Source organism: Thioclava sp. F36-7, assembly GCF_002020075.1.
Classification (GTDB): domain Bacteria; phylum Pseudomonadota; class Alphaproteobacteria; order Rhodobacterales; family Rhodobacteraceae; genus Thioclava; species Thioclava sediminum.
Genome location: NZ_MPZR01000003.1, coordinates 410629 through 432896, shown reverse-complemented (window position 1 = coordinate 432896; position 22268 = coordinate 410629). Strand labels below are relative to the sequence as shown.

The 22268-nt window shown below is 65.3% G+C and carries 19 protein-coding genes; 4 read left to right on the top strand and 15 right to left on the bottom strand.

Translation table 11 applies throughout. From position 1 onward, the window contains the following. Nucleotides 1-9 precede the first annotated feature (9 nt). Both BMI89_RS07860 and BMI89_RS07855 read left to right on the top strand, forming a co-directional pair. Nucleotides 10-1455: an FAD-binding oxidoreductase gene (locus BMI89_RS07860; protein WP_078570477.1), complete on the top strand. Its 1446-nt coding sequence runs from the start codon at nt 10-12 to the stop codon at nt 1453-1455. 77 nt (nt 1456-1532) lie between these two features. Then, nucleotides 1533-1907 carry a group 1 truncated hemoglobin gene (locus tag BMI89_RS07855; RefSeq protein ID WP_078519148.1) on the top strand — a complete coding sequence of 125 codons (375 nt, stop codon included), beginning with the start codon at nt 1533-1535 and terminating at the stop codon, nt 1905-1907. Between the two features lie 565 nt (nt 1908-2472). Here BMI89_RS07855 and BMI89_RS07850 read toward each other — a convergent pair. The 6 genes from BMI89_RS07850 to BMI89_RS07825 all read right to left on the bottom strand — a co-directional run bounded on the left by BMI89_RS07850 (nt 2473) and on the right by BMI89_RS07825 (nt 6048). After that, complete coding sequence (locus BMI89_RS07850) at nt 2473-2907, bottom strand: cytochrome c (protein ID WP_078570476.1); 435 nt, start codon at nt 2905-2907, stop codon at nt 2473-2475. A 6-nt stretch (nt 2908-2913) separates the two neighbouring features. Then, on the bottom strand, nt 2914-3351 hold the full coding sequence (locus BMI89_RS07845) for a cytochrome c (protein WP_168176780.1): 438 nt from the start codon (nt 3349-3351) through the stop codon (nt 2914-2916). A 22-nt stretch (nt 3352-3373) separates the two neighbouring features. Beyond that, nucleotides 3374-4744 carry a multicopper oxidase family protein gene (locus BMI89_RS07840; RefSeq protein WP_078570474.1) on the bottom strand — a complete coding sequence of 457 codons (1371 nt, stop codon included), beginning with the start codon at nt 4742-4744 and terminating at the stop codon, nt 3374-3376. 1 nt (nt 4745) lies between these two features. Further along, nucleotides 4746-5180: a cytochrome c gene (locus tag BMI89_RS07835; RefSeq protein WP_078547094.1), complete on the bottom strand. Its 435-nt coding sequence runs from the start codon at nt 5178-5180 to the stop codon at nt 4746-4748. A gap of 80 nt (nt 5181-5260) precedes the next feature. Next, on the bottom strand, nt 5261-5602 hold the full coding sequence (locus BMI89_RS07830; RefSeq protein ID WP_078570473.1) for a hypothetical protein: 342 nt from the start codon (nt 5600-5602) through the stop codon (nt 5261-5263). A gap of 50 nt (nt 5603-5652) precedes the next feature. Then, entirely contained in the window at nt 5653-6048 is a 396-nt protein-coding gene (locus tag BMI89_RS07825) for a MerR family transcriptional regulator (RefSeq protein WP_078570520.1), read from the bottom strand. A 187-nt stretch (nt 6049-6235) separates the two neighbouring features. On the opposite strand from BMI89_RS07825, the gene BMI89_RS07820 reads away from it, so the two are divergent. Beyond that, nucleotides 6236-8701, top strand: coding sequence for a heavy metal translocating P-type ATPase (locus tag BMI89_RS07820; protein WP_078570472.1), 2466 nt, complete (start codon nt 6236-6238; stop codon nt 8699-8701). A 47-nt stretch (nt 8702-8748) separates the two neighbouring features. Next, on the top strand, nt 8749-9468 hold the full coding sequence (locus tag BMI89_RS07815; protein ID WP_078570471.1) for a hypothetical protein: 720 nt from the start codon (nt 8749-8751) through the stop codon (nt 9466-9468). 116 nt (nt 9469-9584) lie between these two features. On the opposite strand, the gene cobA is transcribed toward BMI89_RS07815, so the two are convergent. The 9 genes from cobA to BMI89_RS07770 form a co-directional block, all read right to left on the bottom strand. Next, a complete protein-coding gene (gene cobA, locus BMI89_RS07810; protein ID WP_246831985.1) occupies nt 9585-10544 on the bottom strand; it encodes a uroporphyrinogen-III C-methyltransferase in 960 nt (319 codons plus the stop codon). Nucleotides 10545-10557: 13 nt separating this feature from the next. Beyond that, nucleotides 10558-11529, bottom strand: a complete 972-nt coding sequence (locus BMI89_RS07805; protein ID WP_078570469.1) for a glycosyl transferase family protein — start codon at nt 11527-11529, stop codon at nt 10558-10560. Continuing rightward, nucleotides 11526-14162 (bottom strand): nitrate reductase, encoded by a 2637-nt coding sequence (locus BMI89_RS07800; protein WP_078570468.1) that lies wholly within the window; start codon nt 14160-14162, stop codon nt 11526-11528. The genes BMI89_RS07805 and BMI89_RS07800 overlap by 4 nt, the downstream gene beginning before the upstream one ends. 14 nt (nt 14163-14176) lie before the next feature. Next, nucleotides 14177-14509, bottom strand: a complete 333-nt coding sequence (nirD, locus tag BMI89_RS07795; RefSeq protein WP_078570467.1) for a nitrite reductase small subunit NirD — start codon at nt 14507-14509, stop codon at nt 14177-14179. Continuing rightward, the gene (gene nirB, locus BMI89_RS07790) at nt 14506-16944 is read right to left on the bottom strand and encodes a nitrite reductase large subunit NirB (protein WP_078570466.1); all 2439 of its coding nucleotides are present in this window, start codon (nt 16942-16944) and stop codon (nt 14506-14508) included. The genes nirD and nirB overlap by 4 nt, the downstream gene beginning before the upstream one ends. 12 nt (nt 16945-16956) lie before the next feature. Further along, entirely contained in the window at nt 16957-17886 is a 930-nt protein-coding gene (locus BMI89_RS07785; protein WP_078570465.1) for a GAF domain-containing protein, read from the bottom strand. Continuing rightward, complete coding sequence (locus BMI89_RS07780; RefSeq protein ID WP_078570464.1) at nt 17886-19550, bottom strand: nitrate ABC transporter ATP-binding protein; 1665 nt, start codon at nt 19548-19550, stop codon at nt 17886-17888. The genes BMI89_RS07785 and BMI89_RS07780 overlap by 1 nt, the downstream gene beginning before the upstream one ends. A gap of 5 nt (nt 19551-19555) precedes the next feature. After that, nucleotides 19556-20641: an ABC transporter permease gene (locus BMI89_RS07775; RefSeq protein WP_078570463.1), complete on the bottom strand. Its 1086-nt coding sequence runs from the start codon at nt 20639-20641 to the stop codon at nt 19556-19558. Nucleotides 20642-20715: 74 nt separating this feature from the next. Beyond that, a complete protein-coding gene (locus tag BMI89_RS07770; RefSeq protein WP_078570462.1) occupies nt 20716-22077 on the bottom strand; it encodes a CmpA/NrtA family ABC transporter substrate-binding protein in 1362 nt (453 codons plus the stop codon). Nucleotides 22078-22268 lie beyond the last annotated feature (191 nt).

Genomic DNA, 22268 nt, shown 5'->3' with positions numbered 1-22268 from the left:
GAGAAAGACATGTCGGATATCATTGAAATGAACGGGCTGGACGGCACGCGCAAGAAGATCACCGGCGCGGACCGGGAGGCCCTTGGAGCCGCTCTGCGCGGCAAGGCCCTGATCGAGGGAGATGAGGGCTATGACACCGCGCGGTCGATCTGGAACGGGATGATCGATCGCAAACCGGGGCTCGTCGTGCATGCGATGGGAGCCAGCGACATTCAGGCCGCGGTCGCCTTTGCCAAGGATAAAGGGCTTCGGATGGCCGTTCGGTCCGGCGGCCACCAGATTGCCGGTCTCGCAGTCGAGGACGGCTCGCTGATGCTGGACCTGTCGGGCATGCGCTCGGTTCACGTCGATCCTGAGGCCGGAACCGTCCGGGCCGAGCCGGGCGCGACACTGGGCGATGTCGATCGCGAGTCGCAGGTGCATGGGCTTGCCGTGCCTGTCGGCGTGAACTCGACAACCGGGATCGCGGGGCTGACACTTGGCGGCGGCTTCGGCTGGATCACCCGGAAATACGGGATGACCATCGACAACCTCTTGTCGGCCGATGTGGTGCTGGCCGATGGGCGCTGCGTCAAAGCGTCGAAGACGGAGCATCCGGACCTTTTCTGGGCGCTGTGCGGCGGGGGCGGGAATTTCGGGGTGGTGTCCTCCTTCGAATTCCAGGGTCACGCCATCGGCACCGAGGTTCTGTCCGGCCTCGTCATCCATCCCTTCGCGGAGGCGGCCACTCTGCTGCCGAAGTTTCAGGAGATATGCGACAAGGCGCCGGACGAGCTGACGGTCTGGTCGGTCCTGCGCAAGGCGCCGCCCCTGCCCTTCCTGCCGGAAGACTGGCACGGGCGCGAGGTGCTGATCTTCGCGGCCTGTTACGTCGGCGACATGGCCAAGGGCGAAGAGGCGATGCGGGAGCTGCGCGCCCTCGGCACGCCCATTGTCGATGTGATCGGCCCGCATCCCTTCACCGGCTGGCAGGCGGCCTTCGATCCGCTGCTGACGCCCGGCGCGCGCAATTACTGGAAGAGCCGGGACTTCCTGAAGCTCGGCCCCGGCACGATGGAGGCGATTCTCGGCGCGGTCGAGGAGCTTCCCGATCCGCAATGCGAGATCTTCATCGCCCATGTCGGCGGCGCGATGGCCCGCGTCCCCTCCGACGCGACCGCCTATCCGCAGCGCGACAGCCACTTCACCATGAACGTTCACACCCGCTGGGACGACGCGTCGAAGGACAAGGCCTGCATCGCATGGGCGCGCGATCTGTTCAACGCAACGGCAGCGGACGCGGCGCCCAGTGTCTACGTGAACTTCCTGCCAGCGGATGACGCGGATCGCCTTGCCGAGGCCTATGGCGGCAACCTCAACCGGCTGCAGGAGATCAAGGCGCGCTACGACCCCACGAACCTCTTCCGGGTCAACCACAACATCCAGCCGCAGCGTGTGCAGCAGGCCGCGCAATGAGCCCTCATCCCGGGCGCAAGCCAGCGCCCGGGGTCCAAGCTGCAAACAGTTCGGATAGCGAACAAGGAGCAAGAACGATGGAACAGACCCTCTACGACCGGCTGGGCGGAAAGCCCGGGATCAAGGCGCTCGTCGACGATGTCCTCGAGGCGCATATGGTAAACCCCGCAATCAGCGCCCGTTTCCTGCCATACCGCGAAAGACCGGACGACCTGAAAGACGCCAAGGCCCAACTCTGCGCTTTCTTCGGCGCAGGCAGTGGCGGCCCCGAGCAATATACCGGGCGCGACATGGTGGCGGCGCATCGCGGCATGAATATCAGCACCGGCGAATACATGGCGGCAATCGACGACATCATGTCGGTCCTCGCCGCGCATGAGATCGACGAGATGACCCGCAAGGACGTGCTGATGATCGGCTACTCTCTCAAGGGCGACATTACGAACCAATGAACGTGTCGGACGGGGTGGCTGTGTCGTCAATATTCGGACGCAGCTATGGAAACCTCGCTGCCTTTTACGCTCCGGTTGGTCGGCACTGACACTCGGCGTGCCAAGCTCAGGCGACCAATACCTCGAAGCATTGGAATTTCGACTCCAATTCGACTGGCACCTTCTGGCTGGTCGGAGCTAATCTCGAGATGAGCTAAGAACACTTGGTGAACGCAGCTAAACCAACCCTTTTGTCAAGCCGAGCGATTTTTCGGCTCGATAGCGTGATCGGACTACCGAAAATACCTTGCCGCGCCGAAATCGAGCACCTATCCGCAGGGCATTCAACTGTGGCAAAAACCACGGAACTACGCAGACAATCATTAACGATTTCAAACCATTAAGACTGAAGCCAAGACAACGCTGCCCCCTGCCACCGGGGCCAAATATCTCGCAAGAGACTGATTTCGAAGAGAAAAGCCCAGAGTTCGCTCCGGGCTTTCTTTTTTCTGGCTTCCCGAAGGCACAAACGCGGCACGCTCCAAGGCACATTTGCGGCACGGACCGACGGAGCCGCGCCGGGGGCTTACTGCGCGTCGCGCGCCGCCTGCACCGCTTGCATCCGCTCGGGCCATGTCGATCGGATGAAGCCGAGGATATCGAGGATCTGCGCGTCATCGAGCGTTCCGCCGAAACCCGGCATCCCGCTTGGGAAATCGGCAACCCCGCGCGCGGCCAGCGCCTCTGCCCCACCCTGCTTGACGTAATCGAACAGCAGCGCGGTCTCGTGGTGCCATGTGTGGCCGGTTTCGTCATGCGGCGGGGCGGGAAGGACGCCATCGGGTCCCGCCTCGCGCCAGTCCGGCTGACCTTCGAGATTGGCACCGTGGCAGCTCGCGCAGCTCTGCGCATAAAGAGCTTTGCCCGCCGTGATGTCGCGCCCGTCGAGCAGGCTGGCGCCGTGCGCGCCCCCTGCCCCGAGCGCGATCACGGCAACCAGACCTACGGCTTCAATTCGCATCGCCGCTTACTCCCGATACTCGTCATGGCACTCCTTGCAGGTCACCCCGAGCTTGACGAGAGCAAGTCCAAGCGCTTGCCGGGACTCGATCGGCTCCGAGAGCGAACCGGCCGCTTCCTCCAGCGCATGCGCCTGACCGCGGAAGTCATGGAATTCATCCCAGATCGACGGATGGGCCTCGGATTTCGGGTCCTGCGCCTCGGGCTCGAAAAGCACCGGAATCTGTCCCGCTTCCGCCTCGATCCGGGTGATCGCGCGCCGGACCTTTTCGGCTTCGAAGTCTCTCTCCCCCTTCGCCATCGTGCTGAGAAGCTTCATCTCAGTCCCGAGCCGCTTCATGCCTTCCATCCGCGCGAGAACCTGCGGGTCCTCCACCCCGCCATGGGCAGACGCCATCGGCGCCCAGCCGAGCAGGAACAGGGTCGTCATCAGGGGTTGTTTCATAGTCACTCCTTTCAACGTCATCTCAGGTCACCTCGATCCAGGACGACATGCCCGCCGCCGCATGGGCGAGCATGTGACAGTGCAAAAGCCATTTGCCCGGATTGTCGGCAGTGAACGCGACCTCGTGACTGCGTCCGGCAAAGGTCAGCACCGTGTCGCGCATCGGGCCGAGGCGTCCATCCTCGAGCACCTCGCGGAAATGCATCCCGTGCAGGTGCATCGCATGCGGGAAGGCGGTGTCGTTGACGAAACGCAGCCGCACCGGCTCGCCCTGTGACAGCCGCGCAAACGGCGCATCCCCCGGCCCGGCCTTGCCGGCGAGCGTCCAGAAATTGCCGCTCTGCATCAGCCCCTGCATCTGGCTGCGTGACATCCGGCCCATCGCGCCGCCTTCGATCTTCATCTCCAGCGGGCGGGCCTGCGTCAGATCGGTCGGGGCCATGTTCGGATTGGGCGGCAGTGGCGCAGGCGCGTCGCGCCGCGTGCGGCTTGCCTCACCCGAAATCTCGAACGCGACCTGGCTGTGCCATTGGTCATCATTGCCCAACCGTTCGATCGCGGCCTGAGCCCCGTCGCCGGTGACATCGACGATCAGATCGACGCGCTGCGCGGGCGCGAGGACCAGTTCCTCGGGAATGGCCTCTGGCGCGGGCAGCGGCATCCCGTCCAGCGCCACCTGCCAGCCCGAGAGCCCGGTCAGCCGCAGCACGAAGATCCGCGCATTGGCGGCGTTGATCAGGCGTAGCCGCAAGCGCTCGTGGCGTTTCGCCGTCAGGGTCAGGGCGTAATGCCCGTTGGTCCCGACCAGATTACCGAAACGCCCACCGTGGCTGAGGTCCATCGGATGGGTGAAATCCGGCTCCAGCTGCGCGGTGTCGGGATTGAGCAGCCAATCGTCGAGCAGCAGCACCTCGTCGCGATCGACATCCGGCACGTCGGGCTCCTCGATGATCAGCGCACCCGAAAGCCCGCGCGCGACCTGCTCCATCGAGTTCGTATGCGCGTGATACCAATAGGTGCCCGCATCGGGTGCGACGAAATCGTAGTCGAAGCTTTCTCCGGGCGGCACGGCGTCCTGCGTCAGCCCCGCCACGCCATCCATCGCATTGTCGATGCGGATGCCGTGCCAATGCACCGAGCTTGGCACGTCGAGCTTGTTGACGAAGCGCCGTTGCAGGCGCGCGCCCTGCGGCACCCGCAGCTGCGGCCCCGGCAGCGTGCCGTCATAGGACCAGACCTCGGTCTGCGGATAGCCCTCGGGGGCAATCTGGGCCATGGCGCGCTGCGCGGTCAACGGCGTCGGGGCGGTTGCCGCGTTTCCGATGCGCGCCGTCAGCGCCGTGGCCCCCATTCCGGCAAGGACCGCGCGGCGGGTCAGTTGGAAATTCTGCATCTCACTCGATCCCGTTCGCGCGCTGCAATTCGCGCACATAAGTGACGATATTGGCGACATCGCCACGGGTCAGGCCCTCCTGCGGGGGCATGTTGCCGAACTTCCAGTGATGCGCGCGCACGCCCGCCTGAACGGCGGCCTGGAAGGCCATGTCGCCGTGATGGGACGGCTCGTAGATTTTGTGCACGAGGGGCGGGCCGAAGCCCATTTTTCCGGTGGCATTCGCGCCGTGACAGGCCGCACAGGTCGCGTCAAAAGCGCGTTTGCCCATCTGGGCCTGTTCGGAGAGCGTGTTCGGCAAGGAGACAGCGACGAGCGGATCGCCTTTGGCAGGCGTGGCCGCCTCTGCCTCACTCGCGGTGTCGGGCTGCATCACGAGCCAACCGCCCGCCGCGAGGGCCGCGACGACGGCGGCAGAGAGAATATAGCGTTTCATAGAGTATCCTGTTCGATCATGCGTCCGGGATTGGGACGCGACAGACGAGCCCCCTCAGGGGCCGGTGACGGTGTGATCGATCAGATACGCGGTGGCGGAAGGTCGAGCTGGGGCTCATGCGCCAAGGGCGCGGGCGTCTCCGCAGGCAGGAGCGTCACGGACAGGTCGGCCCGGCTCAGAGAGAATTCCGGCGCGAAGTCCAGCGTAGCCGAGACCATCATCTGCGCGTGGGGGCAGGTCTTGTCCTGCATCGGCCCCGCATCGTGATGGCTGTCGGGACAGGCCGAACAGTCGCTCACGGCGACCGTCTCCATCGCATCCATCGCACGCACATGGGTCATCGCAGCGGCAGGTGCGCCCAACTGCGAAAGACCGATCAAACAGACCAGCCCGATGACGACGATATGCAGCGCTTTGCGCATGGCTCTCCCGGTTCTCCCTGCCCTCTATCTGGTGGGCTCTGGCGCGGCTGTCAATTCCCGCGCTGCCCCATCAGGTCATCGAGGATCGCACAATCGGGGGCATCATCGCCATGACATTGCGCGATCAGCCGCTGGAGCTGCGCCTCCAATGCACTGAGAGAGGCGATCTTCTCGCGCACCGCTTGGAGGTTTTGCTGCGCGAGCGCGCGCACATCGCGACTGGCCCGCCCCTCATCGGCGCTCAAGCTGAGCAAACGGCGACATTCCTCGAGCGAGAACCCCAGATGCCGCGCCTGCGCCAGAAGCCGCAGCTGCTCCACGCAAGCCTCCGAGAAATCGCGATAGCCATTCGCGCGCCTGTCCGGCGTGACGAGGCCGATCTCCTCGTAATAGCGGATCGTCTTGACCGGCAGCCCGGTCTGCGTCGCGGCGGTTCCGATATTCATCTGCATAGGCCTCCTGCGTTTGGTATATAAACCTTCCAGTCACTGGAAGCAAAAGTCACGCTCACGTGAGGGCCGCTGGAACATAGGGACGCGGGACCGGGTTTAGGAAAAAGATCGGTTATACTCTTGACCCTCCAGCAGCTGGAAGCCCTATCTGATCGGGCGAAGTTGCCGAAAGGATGAACGGATGACATCGCAACACGCCCACAACGAGACCCACGACACGCAGGAAACGACGGACGCGATCACCCGCGATCCGGTCTGCGGAATGACGGTCGACCCGAATGCCGACAAGCCCAGTGCCGAGCATGACGGCCATCTCTACCACTTCTGTTCGCAAGGCTGTCACGACAAGTTCGTGGCCAAGCCGAATGACTACATCAAGGCGACCGACCCGGTCTGCGGGATGTCGGTCGAGCGCGCGACGGCGAAATACATGGCCAAGCTCGACGGCGAGCGGTTCTATTTCTGCTCCGAGGGCTGTCAGCACAAGTTCGAGGCCCGGCCCGAGGATTATCTGGGCGTTCGTCCCGCTGCCAAGGCAATGCCCGAAGGCACGCAATATACCTGCCCGATGCATCCCGAGATCGTCGAGGACAAGCCCGGCGATTGCCCGAAATGCGGCATGGCGCTGGAGCCGATGAGCCCCAGTGCCGATAGCGGCCCGAACCCCGAGCTCGTGGATTTCCGGCGCAGGCTGTGGATCATGGGGCCTCTGGCGGCTGCGGTCTTCGTGCTGGAGATGGGCGCGCATATCGGGCTGCCCTTCGCGGAGTGGATCGGGCCGAAAGCCTTCCTCTGGCTGCAATTCGCGCTGGCGACGCCGGTGCTGTGGTTCGCGCGGCCCTTCTTCGTGCGCGGTTGGAAATCGGTGGTGAATGTTTCGCCCAACATGTGGACGCTGATCGCTTTGGGCACGCTCGCGGCCTATCTTTTCTCACTCGCGGGGCTTCTGGTGCCGGGTATCTTTCCCGCCGAGATGCTCAATGAGCACGGCCTGCCGCCGGTCTATTTCGAAGCCTCGGCGGTGATCCTCGTGCTGGTGCTGATCGGCCAGATCATGGAGCTGTCCGCGCGCGAGAAAACCGGCGACGCGATCCGCGCGCTGATGGACCTCGCGCCGAAAACCGCGCGCCGCGTGGGGGAAAACGGCGAGGAAGACGTGCCGCTCGATCAAGTGCAGACGGGCGACAAGCTCCGCGTGCGCCCGGGCGAGACCGTGCCGGTGGATGGTGTGGTCGCGGAAGGCTCCTCCGCCATCGACGAGAGCATGATCACCGGCGAGCCGGTCCCGGTCGAGAAAACACAGGGCGATGCGGTCACCGGCGGCACGCTGAACAAGCAAGGCAGCTTCGTGATGGAAGCGCAGGCGGTGGGCGCGGAAACCACGCTCTCGCGCATCGTCGAGATGGTCGGCAAGGCGCAACGCTCGCGCGCACCGATCCAGGGGCTGGCCGACCGTGTGGCGCTCTACTTCGTGCCCGCCGTGGTGGCCTGTTCGATCCTCGCCTTCATCGCATGGCTCGTCTTCGGCCCCTCGCCCGCACTGGGCTATGCGACCGTGGCCGCCGTCTCCGTCCTGATCATCGCGTGTCCCTGCGCGCTGGGTCTCGCCACGCCGATGTCGGTGATGGTCGGCACCGGGCGCGGGGCCAGCGCAGGCGTGCTGATCCGCGACGCCGAGGCGCTGGAACGCTTCGCCAAGGTCGACACGCTGATCGTCGACAAGACCGGCACGCTGACCGAGGGCAAGCCCGCGCTGACCGATGTGATCGCGGACGGGGCCTCCGAAGAAGAGGTCAAATCCCTCGCCGCCGCGCTGGAACGGGGTTCAGAACACCCGCTGGCCGAGGCCATCGTGCAAGGGGCCGAGGATGCGCCCACACTCGACGCCGAAGGCTTCGAGGCGGTCACCGGCAAGGGCGTCACAGGCCGCGTCGATGGTGCGCAGATCGCGCTCGGTAACGCCGCCCTGATGGAGCAGATCGGCGCGGATACCTCCACTCAGTCCGAGACGGTCGAGCGTCTGCAATCGGACGGCAAGACCGCGATGTACCTCGCCCGCGACGGCAAGGTGATCGGCGTGATCGCGGTGGCCGACCGGATCAAGGAGACCACGGCGGACGCCATTCGCGCGCTCCACGAGGAAGGCCTGCGGATCGTCATGGCCACCGGCGACAGCGAGGGCACCGCAAGGGCCGTCGCGCGCGAGCTGGGCATCGACGAGGTTCATGCCGGGGTCTCGCCCGAGGACAAGGCCGCGCTGGTCGAGAAACTGCGCAAGGATGGCGCCTCCATCGCGATGGCCGGTGACGGGGTGAACGACGCACCTGCACTCGCCGCTGCCGATGTCGGCATCGCCATGGGTACCGGCGCGGATGTCGCGGTCGAAAGCGCAGGTCTGACGCTCGTCAAGGGCGACCTGACCGGCATCGTCCGCGCGCGCCGTCTGGCCGAGGGCGTGATGCGCAACATCCGCCAGAACCTGTTCTTCGCTTTCGCCTACAACACCGCGGGCGTGCCGATCGCGGCGGGTGTGCTCTACCCCGTCTTCGGCGTGCTGCTCTCGCCGGTGATCGCGGCGCTCGCGATGAGCTTCTCGTCGGTCTCGGTGATCGGGAACGCCTTGCGCTTGCGGAGGCTGAAGCTGTGACATCCCCGATGAAAGATGGCAGGGTAACGCAAAACTCCGGAGGACCCATGACACGTTTTCTTAGCATTCTCGCCCTCGTGGCGTTGCCCGCCGTCAGCTACGCGCACGGAGATGGCAGCGCGGATGGGAGCGCGCATGACATGATGTCGGGCGATCACATGATGATGGACGACGCGGACATGGGCGACCATGAGCATATGGGCGACGACGAAGACATGCCCGCACATGACGACCACATGATGTCCGACGACGCCCATGCCGACGGCCAGATGCCAATGACCTCGACCGCGCAGATGCCCGGCATGCAATCCGAGGACACGGGCGCGATCACCGAGCCGGGTCAGTCCGCCTTCGCGGCCATTCAGGAGATCGTCGCCTATCTGCTCGCCGATCCCCACACGGATTGGAACCGCGTCAATATCGAGGGCCTGCGCCAGCATCTGATCGACATGAACAACGTCACCCTGCGCGCCAAGGTCAAAGAGGACGACATCGAAGGTGGCGCCCGCTTCGAGGCGACCTCGGACGACCCCGAGGTCACCGCGTCCATCCGTGCGATGGTGCCTGCCCACGTCGCGACGATGAACGGGGTCGAGGGCTGGAAGATGAGCGCCGAGGAAATCCCCGGCGGCAGCGTCCTCACCGTGACCGGCGCGGATCCGCAGAAGATCCGCGCGCTCGGCTTCATCGGCATCCTGACGGTCGGCGCGCACCATCAGCCGCACCATCTGGCGATGGCGAAGGGCGAGATGATGATGGGGCATTGAGGTCCCGATGTGCCTCGAAGAACTTCATTCGCGAAGGGGCGAAATGCAGGGGCTCGCCGGTGAAACTCGGCGGCTCCGACCTTCCGTTTGCGCTTTGGGTTGTGACAGCTTCGGCGTCAGAAATCGGCGAGCAGCGTCGCTTTTCCGGCTTTCCCCACGTCCCGAGATTGCAGCTCCGCCATGCCGCCAAGGCGCGCGACACGCTTGTCGTGACGGATCAGGATGATCGCCGGGTTGCCGATCGCTTCCGCCCGGATCGTCGCGGCGAGCGCGCCAAGCTGGCAGGTCGCGATCCTCTGACGGTCGGTCGAAATGTCCGAGACGATCTCGACCTCGGAGACAGCCGGGACACCCGCCGCGATAAGGTTCGCCTCGATCACGGGCGCCTGCCGCACGCCCATATAAAGCGCGAGCGTCGTGCCCGGGCGTGTGGATGCCCCCCAATCGGGCGTGTCGTCGCCCGCGCGACACATGCCGGTAGCGAAGACCACGCGGTCGGTGGCGCCGCGTTCCGTCAGCGACCGGCCAAGCGCGGCCCCTGCCGCGGAAGCCGCGGTGACCCCGGGCACGATTTCGACCGGGATACCGTTCGCGCGCGCGGCGGCGAGTTCTTCGGTGGCCCGTCCGAAGAGGCCCGGATCGCCGCTTTTCAGCCGCACGACCCGCTTACCCTGCAGCGCTGCCGCCACGATCACCGCGTCGATCCGCTCCTGCGGCCAGGCGCATGCGCCGACGGCTTTTCCGACATAGACAAGCTCGGCATCCCTGCGCGCCAGCTCTAGAACCTCCGGATCGACGAGGCGATCGTAGAAGACGATATCGGCTTGGCTCAGACGCTGAGCCGCCCGAAGCGTCAGCAGATCCCGTGCACCCGGGCCCGCGCCGACAAGTGCGATCGCGCCCGGTTTCGCGCGACCGGGTGCGGATCGGGTCGGGGTCACGGCCTTCGGCGAGACGCCTGCCAAAGCGAGCCGCCAGTCGTGGAAAACCTCGCTCATGAAAGCCAGAATCCCCGGCTTGCGGGCGCGAAGCGCGGCGTCGCTCGGGGCAAACGGGGATGCGGCAGAGAGCTTCATGATCATCTTCCTTTCAAGCGGCGCGCGCGCTGTGTCGGCGTGCCCAGAGATCGGCGGCGCGCGCGCGGGGCTGTGCGATTCCGGCGGTGTCGAGCGCCAGCTCTGCCGTGCCGAGAACGATTTCGGTAGCGAAGGGATCGTCGATCTCGCCCGACCAGAGGCGCCCCAGATCGGCGGGATCGGGGGCCGCATCGGCAAGACGGCGGGTCGCGCCGCAGCTGGCCGCACCCTGCCCGGTCCATGCCTCCCCCGACCGCAGGCCGAAGAGCGCGATGTCCTTGCCCGGATGGCGCTCGAACTCGCCGCCACCGCCCTTGATCACCGTCATCGCTTGCAAACCCAGCAGCGCGCAGGCATCGGATTGCAGCTCGCGATACGGCGGATGGAAGACACCTTGCACCGAGGCCCTTGCGCCGCCCGGGTTGAGCACGCGCAGCACGGTATTGACCGCCGAGCGCAGCCCCAGCACCTCGCGCAGCCGCAGCAGATCGAGCGCGCGCGGAGCGAAACTCTCCAGCGGCAGATAGGCTATCTTGTCACGCGCCAGCAGCGCGGCGGCGTTTGCCATATCCGTCGCAACGGCAATCCCTGCGCCTGCGAGCGCGTCGCGGACGGAAGCCACGGGCGATTGATGCGAGTTCCAGCCGTGGAGCAGAACCGGCTCTCCCGCCATTGCCACCAGCCGCGCGGACAGCAAAAACCACGGCAAGCCCCGCGAACGCCCCGCCGCATAGCTCGGCCAGTCGAGCGCGGGCGCGGGGCCGGTCCAATCCGGCAAAGTCTCACGGATCGCTTCGGCGAAACCGGCGATCTCGGCGGCACTTTCGCCGCGATAGCGCATCAGCATCAGAAGCGCGCCGACGGCTTCGGGGGCCGCCTCGCCGCGCAGGATCTGGCCCATCGCGTCACGGGCCTCGTCGCGGTTCAGCGACCGCGCCCGGCCCGGACCTCGGCCCATTGCGTGGATATAGGGGGCGAGGCTCATTCGGCGGCCTCGCGGGGTTGGGCGCTCGCCAGCAGCGCCGCGAGTTCCGGTCGGCAGGAGCCGCAATTGGTGCCCGCCTGCAGGGCTGCACCGATCGCCTCGACCGAGGCCAGTCCCTGATCGGCAATCGCGGCGAGGATCGTGTTCACGCCGACATCGAAACAGGCGCAGACGATCGCACCCGGATCGGGCTGATCGGCACCGGCGCGCCCGGCCAGAAGGCTCGGTTGATCGGTCGCGCCCAGCAGCGCCGCGACATGGCCGCGCGACACCGCGACCGGCTCGGGGGCCGCAAAGAGAACCGCCGAGACGCGGCCTTCGACCATCAGCGCGATCCGCGCGAGCCCCCGGCCCGCATCGATCATCGTGACCGCTTCGGCCTCGGGCAATGCGAAGAGGTCGCGCGCGAAGGCCTCCCAATCGGCAGGTGCCTCGCGCCCGGCCAGCTCGATCCGCCAGCCGCTCTTGCTGCGCGCCTTCGCCCAGTAACCGGTGCGCGGGGTCACGTCCTGCACGCTCGCCGCAAAGCCGAACCACGCAGCCTGATAAGGCGAGATCTGGACCGCGCAGCCCTTGCTTTCGGGCTGGCCCGAGACGGGATCGACATGGGCGGCGACCAGCGCATCGACGCGTCCATCGGAGGCGGTCTCGCCCGTCCAGTGCATCGGTGCGAAGACCGAACCGGGTTGCATCCGGATGCTTTCCAGAACGCGCAGAACTGCGCGACCCTGAGCATTTTTCACTTCCGCCAGTCCGGCCGGACGCAGCCTCAGTTTGGCCGCGTCCGAGGGGTGAATTTCCAGATAAGGCTCGGCCATATGCAGGCTCAGGCGCGGCGATTTCGCGGTGCGCGTCATCGTGTGCCAGTGATCGCGCACGCGGCCCGTATTGAAACGGAAAGGCGTCTGCGGGCTCAGCGCGGTTTTCGGCGCGCGGGGCGTGATCGGCAGCATCCGGCCCTTGCGGTCGGGCGTGAAGAACCCGCCATCCCCGAAGAACCGGCCGCCTTTCTTTGCAGAACCTTGGGGCCAGACAAACGGCGCGAGCGCCTCATAGTCCGCATTCGCGATCGACTTGTAGTCGGAGATATCGAAATCGAGCCCAAACCCTCCTGCGACCTCGGACAGCGTCGCATATTCCCGGAAGATCGCCGCCGGGCCGTCATAGGCGAAATGCTCGGCCCAGCCCATTTTCGCGGCCACGTCGCAGATGATCTTCCAGTCGTGGCGCGCCTGACCGGGCGCGGGCAGAATGGGACGCTGACGCGAGATGCAACGCTCGGAATTGGTGACGGTGCCGTCCTTCTCGCCCCATCCGGTCGCGGGCAGGATCACATCGGCCAGCTGCGCGGTGTCGGTGTCGGCGGTGATATCTGAGACCACGACGAAATCGCAGCCCGCGATGGCGGCGCGCACACGGTCGGCCTCGGGCATCGAGACGGCGGGATTGGTGCAGATGATCCAGAGCGCCTTGATCCGGCCCTCCTCAACCGCGCGGAACATGTCGACGGCCTTGAGGCCCGGACCCGGCGCCATGGTCGGGCTTGCCCAGAAACCCTGCACCGCGTCGCGATGGTCCGCGTTCTCGATATCGAGGTGACAGGCGAGCATATTCGCCAAGCCTCCCACCTCGCGCCCGCCCATCGCATTGGGCTGACCCGTGACCGAGAACGGCCCCGCGCCGGGCTTGCCGATGCGGCCCGTGGCGAGGTGGCAGTTGATGATCGCGTTGACCTTGTCGGTGCCGGAGGTGGATTGGTTCACGCCCTGAGAATAGATCGTGACGACCTTCTCGGAGCCAATCCAGAGCCGTGTGAACTCGGCCAGATCGGCGGCGCTGAGCCCTGTCGCGGCCGGATCGGAAGCCTGCGCCGCCACCAGCGCATCCTCAAACCCGCTGACATGGGCCGCGACATAGGCGCGGTCGACTGCGCCCTGCGCCGCGATCTCGGCCAGCAGAGCGTTGAACAGCGCCGCATCCGCGCCCGGCGCCACGGCCAGATGCAGATCGGCGATGTCGCAGGTCGCGGTGCGGCGCGGATCGACGACCACGACGCGCATTTCGGGCCGTGCTTTTTTCGCCGCCGCGATCCGCTGGAAAAGCACCGGATGGCACCAAGCGAGGTTCGAACCCACGAGCACGATGACGTCGGCCTGATCGAAATCCTCGTATTGGCCGGGCACGGTATCGGTGCCGAAGGCGCGCTTGTGCCCCGCCACCGACGAGGCCATGCACAGCCGCGAGTTCGTGTCGATATTGCCCGAGCCGATGAAGCCCTTCATCAGCTTGTTGGCGACATAGTAATCCTCGGTCAGAAGCTGACCCGAGACGTAGAACGCCACGCTATCGGGACCGTGTTCGGCGATGCTCGCGCGGAACTTCTCGGCCACCAGATCGAGCGTTGCGTCCCAATCCGTCTCCAGTCCGTTCACGATCGGGGCCAGAAGGCGCCCCTCCAGATCGACCGTCTCCCCCAGTGCCGAGCCTTTCGAGCACAGCTTGCCCGCATTGGCGGGATGGGCCTTGTCGCCCCGGATCTCCATCCCGCCCGCGCCGTCGGGCGTCGCCAGAACGCCACAGCCGACGCCGCAATAGGGGCATGTGGTGCAAATTGTCGGAGCAGCGCGGGTCATCGTTCCACTCCGGTTCAGGCGGCGCTTTGCGCGGCGAGCTTGCTTGCGTCGATCAGCAAACGTCCCGCTTCGACGCGCAGATCATAGGTCGGCACCTGCCCCTCGTCGGCCCCCTGCGCCTCGCCCGTCTCGAGGCTGAACACCCAGTTATGCAGCGGGCAGGTCACCTTGTGGCCATGCACGATCCCCTCCGAGAGCGGCCCGCCCTTGTGCGGGCAGCGATCCGAGAGGGCGAAAACGGCATCATCGGCGGTGCGGAATACCGCGACGCAGCCCATTTTGGTCTTGATGACGCGCGCGCCCTGCACCGGGATATCGTCGAGCGCGCCGATATCGATCCAGCTCATTCCGCGGCCTCCTTCGTGAGATCGGCGAGCGGGCTCCAGGCGCGCTCATAGTGAGGGGTCGCGCGTTCGGCCCAGGGGTCTTTCTGGTAGACGGTTTGCGAGATATCGAAGCGCTCGATCAGCGCCGCGCGATTGTCGAGATCGTCCACGACCTGTTCGATGATCCAGCCGAGCCCGCCGGTCTTGGCGATCCATTTATAGGGCCGGTCGAGGTAATTCGCGCTCTCACGATAGAGCTGCAGGAAAGCCACCGAGATATCGATCACCTCCTGTTCGGTCGCGACCTTGGCCAGCGGCTCGGTCTCTTTCAGTTCCATCCCGGCCGCGCCGCCGACGCTGATCTCGAAGCCCGAGTCCACACAGACCACGCCCAGATCCTTGCAGGTGGCCTCGGCGCAATTGCGCGGGCAGCCCGTCACCGCCATCTTGAACTTGTGCGGCGTCCACGAGCCCCAGAGGCGCTTTTCCAGCTTGATCCCGAGCCCGGTCGAATCCTGCGTCCCGAACCGGCACCAGTCGGTGCCCACGCAAGTCTTCACCGTGCGCAGACCTTTCGTGTAGGCATGCCCCGAGACCATCCCGGCCGCGTTCAGATCGGCCCAGATATGCGGCAGATCCTCTTTCTTGATACCGAGCAAGTCGATGCGCTGGCCGCCCGTGACCTTTACCGTCGCGTCGTATTTCTTCGCGGCTTCGGCAATCGCGAGCAGTTCCTCGGGGGTGGTCATCCCGCCCCACATGCGCGGCATCACGCTATAGGTGCCGTCCTTCTGGATATTGGCGTGGTTACGCTCGTTCACGAAGCGGCTTTGCGGGTCGTCTTGATACTCCAGCGGCCAATCGGCCAGCAGGTAGTAGTTCAGCGCCGGGCGGCAGACATGGCAGCCGTTGGACGTCTTCCAGCCCAGTTCCTGCATCACCGCGGGTTGCGATTTCAGCTCTTTCGCCTTGATCAGGCGGCGCACGTCCTCATGCGGGTGATCGGTGCAGGCGCAGATCGGTTTCGCCGTGGGCAGGACGAACTCGTCGCCCAGCGTGACCGCCAGAACCTGCTCGACCAGCCCGGTGCAGGTGCCGCAGGAGGCGCTGGCTTTGGTGGTGGCCTTGATCGCGTCGAGCGAAGTCGCGCCCGCCTCGATCGCGGCCACGATTTGACCCTTGCACACGCCGTTGCAGCCGCAGATTTCTGCGTCAGCCGGTAAGGCTGCAACGGCCGCCATAGGGTCCACCGAGGCGCCCCCCTGGAAAGCCGGACCGAAGATCAGCGTCTCGCGCATCTCCGACACGTCGGTGCCGTCCTTGATCAGCCCGTAGAACCAGTTGCCATCGGCGACGTCGCCATACATCACCGCGCCGATCACGCGGTCGCCCTCCAGCACGAGGCGCTTGTAGACGCCGCGCGCGGGATCGCGGAAGACGATATCCTCGCGGCCCTCGCCTTCGGCGAAATCGCCCGCTGAGAACAGGTCGCATCCGGTGACCTTCAGCTTGGTCGAGACCTCGCGGGGGATGTATTCGCTGGCCTCCCCGGTCAGGGTCTGCGCAGCGACCTTCGCCTGATCGTAGAGCGGCGCGACAAGACCGAAGATCTGCCCGTCGAACTCCACGCATTCGCCAAGCGACAGGATATCGGGGTCGGAGGTCAACATCTGCGCGTCGACCTGAATGCCGCGCCCGGTCTCGAGGCCTGCCTCCTTGGCCAGCGCGACCGAGGGACGGATGCCCACGGCCATGACCAGCAGGTCGCAGGGCAGCTCGGTGCCGTCATCCAGCTTCAGCGCCCGCAGCTTGCCATCTTCACCCAAAATCTCCTTGGAATTCGCCGAGCAGCAGACTTCGATCCCGCGATCGGTGAGCGCACGGCGCAGGAGGTAACCCGCCGCCTCGTCGAGCTGACGCTCCATCAGGTGGCCCATGATATGCACCACGGTCACGTCCATGCCGCGCAGACGCAGACCCGCCGCGGCCTCGAGCCCCAACAGACCGCCGCCGATCACCACGGCGCGCGCGCCGGGGCGCGCCGCCTCGATCATCCGGTTGGTGTCATCCAGATCACGATAGGCGATCACGCCGTCCAGATCATGGCCCGGCAGCGGGATGATGAACGGGTTCGAGCCGGTGGCGATGACCAGCTTGTCGTAAGCGACCTCACCCTGCTCGCCGATGACGACCTTGCGGTCGCGGTCGATCCCCACGACCTTTTCGCCGAAGCGGCAGGTCACGCCGTGGGCGTCATACCAAGCCTCGCCATGGGTAACGATTTCCGCGTAGCTCTTCTCGCCCGACAGCACCGGGCTCAGCATGATGCGGTTGTAATTGCCCCGCGGCTCCGCGTTGAAAAGGGTGACATCCCATGCGCCGGGCGCGGCTTCGAACAGATGCTCGAGCATCCGACCCGAAGCCATGCCAGCACCGATAACGACCAGTTTCTGCATCTTGGTCACTCCTCAAAGATACCAGGCGACGATATGCGCGATCTCGCCATCGCGATGGATCGGCAGCGCGACCATCGAGCTGTAGCCGGCAGCGATCTGCGCCCCACCGATCACCAGCGGCAAGCCGGTGCCCAGCACCTTGCCGATCGGGCCCTGCCAGTCCTGCGCCCGCTTGGGGTTGTCCTCGTTCCAAAGCGCGCCTTCTCGCTCGCACAGGCCATCCACCAGAACCGCGCCGCCGTCGCGACCGACACGCGCCTCGCGCGCGTCCCAGATCTCGAAACGGCGTGCGATCGGCGTCCCGCGTGCCGACAGCAGCGTCGCCACATAGCTCTGATCGCCCGGCACCGGGATCGGCAGGCCAAGCCCGGTGGTCAGCCCGGCCGCGCCCGCGCTTTCCGAGCGAATGAAACGATAGCCCGAGCCCAGATCGCGCATCAGCATCGGGGTCTGCGCGGCCCAGACACCGCCCGGCAGGCCCTGCCCTTTCGGGAAATGCGTGTGCTTCGAGACCCATTCGAAATGCTTGGCCGCGCCATAATATCCGTCATCGAGCATCAGGAGCCCGTCCCGCTCGGCCCAGACCTCGATCGCGCCGGTGGTCATTTCGTCATCGCCGCACAGCACGACAAGAACCGCCTTGAGCGTGTCGCCATCGAAAACCGGCAGCGCGACGGCCGAGGTCAAGCCAGCCTCTTTCGCGGCCTCGATGCGCTGGAAATAGGACCCGTCGAACCCTTTCAGGACGACCGGGCGCCCTTCGGCCCATGCTTTGCCCGGCAGGCCCTCGCCATGAGCGAAACTGGTGCGGACCGAGGCTTCCTCGAACGCCGTGTGCGCGCCGTAATCGCCCGCGGCATGGACCAGACGGTCGCCCTCGGGTACCCAGACTTCGCTGACGCCGATGAAGGCGCGTGCGGGGGTTGCAGTTGCAGCGTCCATCACGCGGCCTCCGATTTCTTGGGCGTGTGGCCCTGTTCATATTCTTCGAGGAAGTTCAGAACCTGCTCGCGGTAGAGGTAGTAGTCCGGGTGTTCGAGCAGCGCCTTGCGGGTGCGCGGACGCGGCAGATCGACCTCCATCACCTTGCCGATCGTGGCGCGCGGGCCGTTCGTCATCATCACCACGCGGTCGGCGAGCAGGATCGCCTCGTCCACGTCATGGGTGACGCAGACGGCGGTGACCTTGGTGCGGCTCCACACCTCCATCAGCACTTCCTGCAGCTCCCAGCGGGTCAGGCTGTCGAGCATCCCGAAGGGCTCGTCGAGCAAGAGCAGTTTCGGCGAAAGCGCGAAGGCGCGCGCGATACCGACGCGCTGGCGCATGCCGTTCGACATGTCCGAGGCGGGCTTGTCCATCGCATCGCCCAGACCGACGCGCTCGAGGTAATAGTCGATCACGTCCTGACGCTCGGCGCGCGACGCCTTGGGATAGACCTTGTCCACGCCCACGGCGACGTTTTCGCGCGCCGACAGCCACGGGAACAGCGAGGGCGCCTGGAAGACCACGGCGCGCTCGGGATCGGCGCCCTTCACCTCAAACCCGTCGAGCTTGATGCCGCCTTTCGACACATCGTTGAGCCCCGCGGTCATCGTCAGCACGGTCGATTTCCCGCAGCCCGAATGGCCGATCAGAGAGACGAATTCGCCCTTCTTCAGGGTGAGGTTGAAATCCTCCACCACGGTCAGCGGCCCTTTCGGGGTCGGGTAGATCTTATGGAGCTGCGAATACTCCAGATACTTGTCCTCGAGCGCCGAGCGCGCGGCGTCGGACACGGCCTTGGGCAGCGCGTGCAGCGGCGTGACATCAGGCAGCTTGCGCGAGCCTTCGGCCTTGGCCTGCATGCCCACATCCATCAGGTAGTTCGTGACGGCGGCGCGCAGACGCTTGAACCCCTCGTCATGGTTCATCGCACCGCGGTCGCGCGGACGCGGGATGGTGACCTTGAACTCTTCGCCCAGCGTGCCGTCAGGGTTCAGCGCGATGATCCGGTCGGCCAGAACGATCGCCTCGTCGACGTCATTGGTGATCAACACGCAGGTCTTCTTGTCCTGCTCCCAGATATGCTCGATCTCGTCAGCAAGGTTGCCCCGCGTGAGCGCATCGAGCGCCGAGAGCGGCTCGTCGAGCAGCAGCACCTCGGGGTTCATCGCGAGCGCGCGGGCCACGTTGACCCGCTGGCGCATGCCCCCCGACAGCTCCGCCGGGCGGCGGCTCGCGGCGTGGCTGAGGCCCACCATCTTCACGTAGTGATCGACTTTCGCCTGACGCTCTTTCTTCGACAGGCCCGGGAAGATCGTCTCAACCGCGAGAGCCACGTTCTGATCCACCGTCAGCCACGGCATCAGCGAGTAGTTCTGGAAGATCACGCCGCGCTCCGGACCGGGGCCGGTGACCGGCGCGCCCTTGAACAGGACCTCGCCCTTGGAGGGCATCTCAAGCCCCGCCATCAGGTTGATCAGGGTGGTCTTGCCGGTGCCGGAGAAGCCCAAGAGCACGAGGAACTCGCCCTCTTTCACGCTCAGGTCGATGCCGTTGAGCACGTCGCTGCGCGCGGAGCCTTCGCCAAAGCTTTTCGAGACGGATTTGAATTCAAGAATGCTCATGAGGGTCACCGGTTATTCGAGAAGGTGAACATCGACTGGATCGCGAACATGAGGCGATCGAGGATGAAGCCGATGATGCCGATGGTGAACACGGCCACCATGATCCGCGCGAGGCTTTCCGAGGAGCCGTTCTGGAATTCGTCCCAGACGAATTTGCCCAAGCCCGGGTTCTGCGCGAGCATTTCCGCCGCGATCAGCACCATCCAGCCCACGCCGAGCGACAGGCGCAGACCGGTGAAGATCAGCGGCAGCGCCGAGGGCAGCACCAGCTTGGTGATCTTGGTCCAGGTGCCCATCTTCAGCACTTTCGAGACGTTCACGAGGTCCTTGTCGATCGACGCCACGCCAAGGGCCGTGTTGATGATCGTGGGCCAGAGCGAGCACAGCGTCACCGTGATCGCCGAGATCAGGAAGGACTTGGAGAACATCCCGTCATTGGTCACGTAGACAGCCGAGACGATCATCGTCACGATCGGCAGCCACGCGAGCGGCGAGACCGGCTTGAAGATCTGGATCAGCGGGTTCATCGCGGCATTCGCGGTTTTCGACAGGCCCGCCATGATGCCCAGCGGCACCGCGACGATCGTGCCGAGCGCGAAGCCGAAGAACACCGTCTTGATCGAGGTCCAGATCTGATCGAAATAGGTCGGCGCCCCGGTATAGTCGCGGTATTTCACCCGGTCGGCCTTGCCTGCCGCCACCAGCTTGTCGTTGCGGACGTCCTGACGCTCGTAGAAGGCGGCGGCCTTGTCGCGCTCGCGCAGGTGGTCGGCATAGAGAACCTCCGCCTGCTCCCAGACCTGCGCCGGGCCGGGGATGACGCCGAGCGAGGTTTGCACTTTCGGGGCCAGAACCGCCCAGACGGCGAGGAAGGCGATGATTGCCACCACCGGCACGCCCAGAAGCTGCCAGATCTCTTTCATCTGGGCCTTGGGATTGTCACCGGCCGCGGCGCGCAGAACCGGGGTGACCCAGCTCAGGCCGAGCACCTTGAACCAGCTATCGGCCTTGTTGATGCGGGTGAAGAGACGTTCGCGGCGGGCCTCGCGGGCCTGCTGTGCAGTCAGGGCGTCAGGATCGATGGCGGTCATGGCATGGCGTCCTTGGGGGAATGTAGAGAGGAAAGGACGGGCGGGAGCTCGGCCCCGCCCGCAAGTCAGGGGAGTTACCCTTCGACCTTGTTGCCGACGACTTTCTGGCCCGATTTCAGACCGATCGGCAGGCTGTCGATATAGGCGTTGGGGGTGCGGCCGTCATACTCGACACCGTCGATGATGTCGGAGGTGGGCTCACGATACCCATCGGTATCCCAAGGGAAATCAGCCTTGTCCGCGATACCTTCATCGACCAGCATCTGAGCGGCCTGAAGGTAGATCTCCGGCTTGTAGACGGACTTGGCGACCTCGTCATACCAGTCGTCGCTCTGGCTCTCGGGGATCTGGCCCCAGCGGCGCATCTGGCTGAGATACCAGACCGCATCCGAGTAGTAGGGATAGGTCGCGTAGTAGCGGAAGAAGACGTTGAAGTCGGGAACGTCGCGCTTGTCGCCCTTCTCATACTCGAACGTGCCGGTCATCGAGTTCGCGATCACCTCGGCATCCGCACCCACATATTCCGAGCGGGCCAGGATCTCGACCGCTTCGGGGCGGTTGGCGTTGTCGTTCTCATCGAGCCACATCGCCGCGCGGATCAGCGCCTTGGTCAGCGCGAGCGTGGTGTTCGGGTTCTCCTCGGCGAATTCGGCGGTGATGCCGAAGACCTTCTCGGGGTTGTTCTTCCAGATCTCGTAATCGGTGATCACCGGAACGCCGATGCCCTTGAACACGGCCTGCTGGTTCCACGGCTCGCCCACGCAATAGCCGTAGATCGTACCGGCCTCGAGGGTCGCGGGCATCTGCGGCGGGGGCGTCACGGACAGCAGCACATCGGCGCCGATCTGGCCCGACACGTCATCGGGCGAATAGTAGCCCGGCTCCAGACCGCCCGCCGCCAGCCAGTAGCGCAGCTCGTAATTGTGGGTCGAGACCGGGAACACCATGCCCATGTTGAAGGGTTTGCCCTCGGCGCGGTAGCTCTCGACGACCGGCTTGAGCGCCGAGGCCGAGATCGGATGCACGGGCTTGCCCGCGTCATCGACGGGGATGTTCTTCTTCATCTCTGCCCAGACCTCGTTCGACACGGTGATGCCGTTGCCGTTGAGATCCATCGAGAAAGGCGTGATGACATGCGCTTTGGTGCCGAAGCCGATGGTCGCGGCCAGCGGCTGACCGGCCAGCATATGCGCCCCGTCCAGTTCGCCGTCGATCACGCGGTCCAAAAGAACCTTCCAGTTCGCCTGCGGCTCGAGCGTGACGAAGAGGCCCTCATCCTCGAAATAGCCCTTCTCATAGGCCACCGCGAGCGGCGCCATATCGGTGAGCTTGATGAAGCCGAATTTCAGCTCGTCCTTCTCGACATCGAGCATTTCCGCCAGCGCGGGGCTGACAAGGCAGGTGGTGGTGGCAATCGCTGCCAGAAGCTTTTTCATCGTTACGGTCCCTGTTGCATCGTCATGTGCGTCGAAAACGAAAAAGCCGCCCGACCCGAGCGCACCACTTCCAAGGGAGGAGGAAGATCTGCGATCAGGGTCGAACGGCTTTGTTCGGAGCCTCACAGCGATGCGAGGCGGAATATGTTGGAAATCGAAACGCCCTTGCTTCGATAGGACCAGAAAACGAG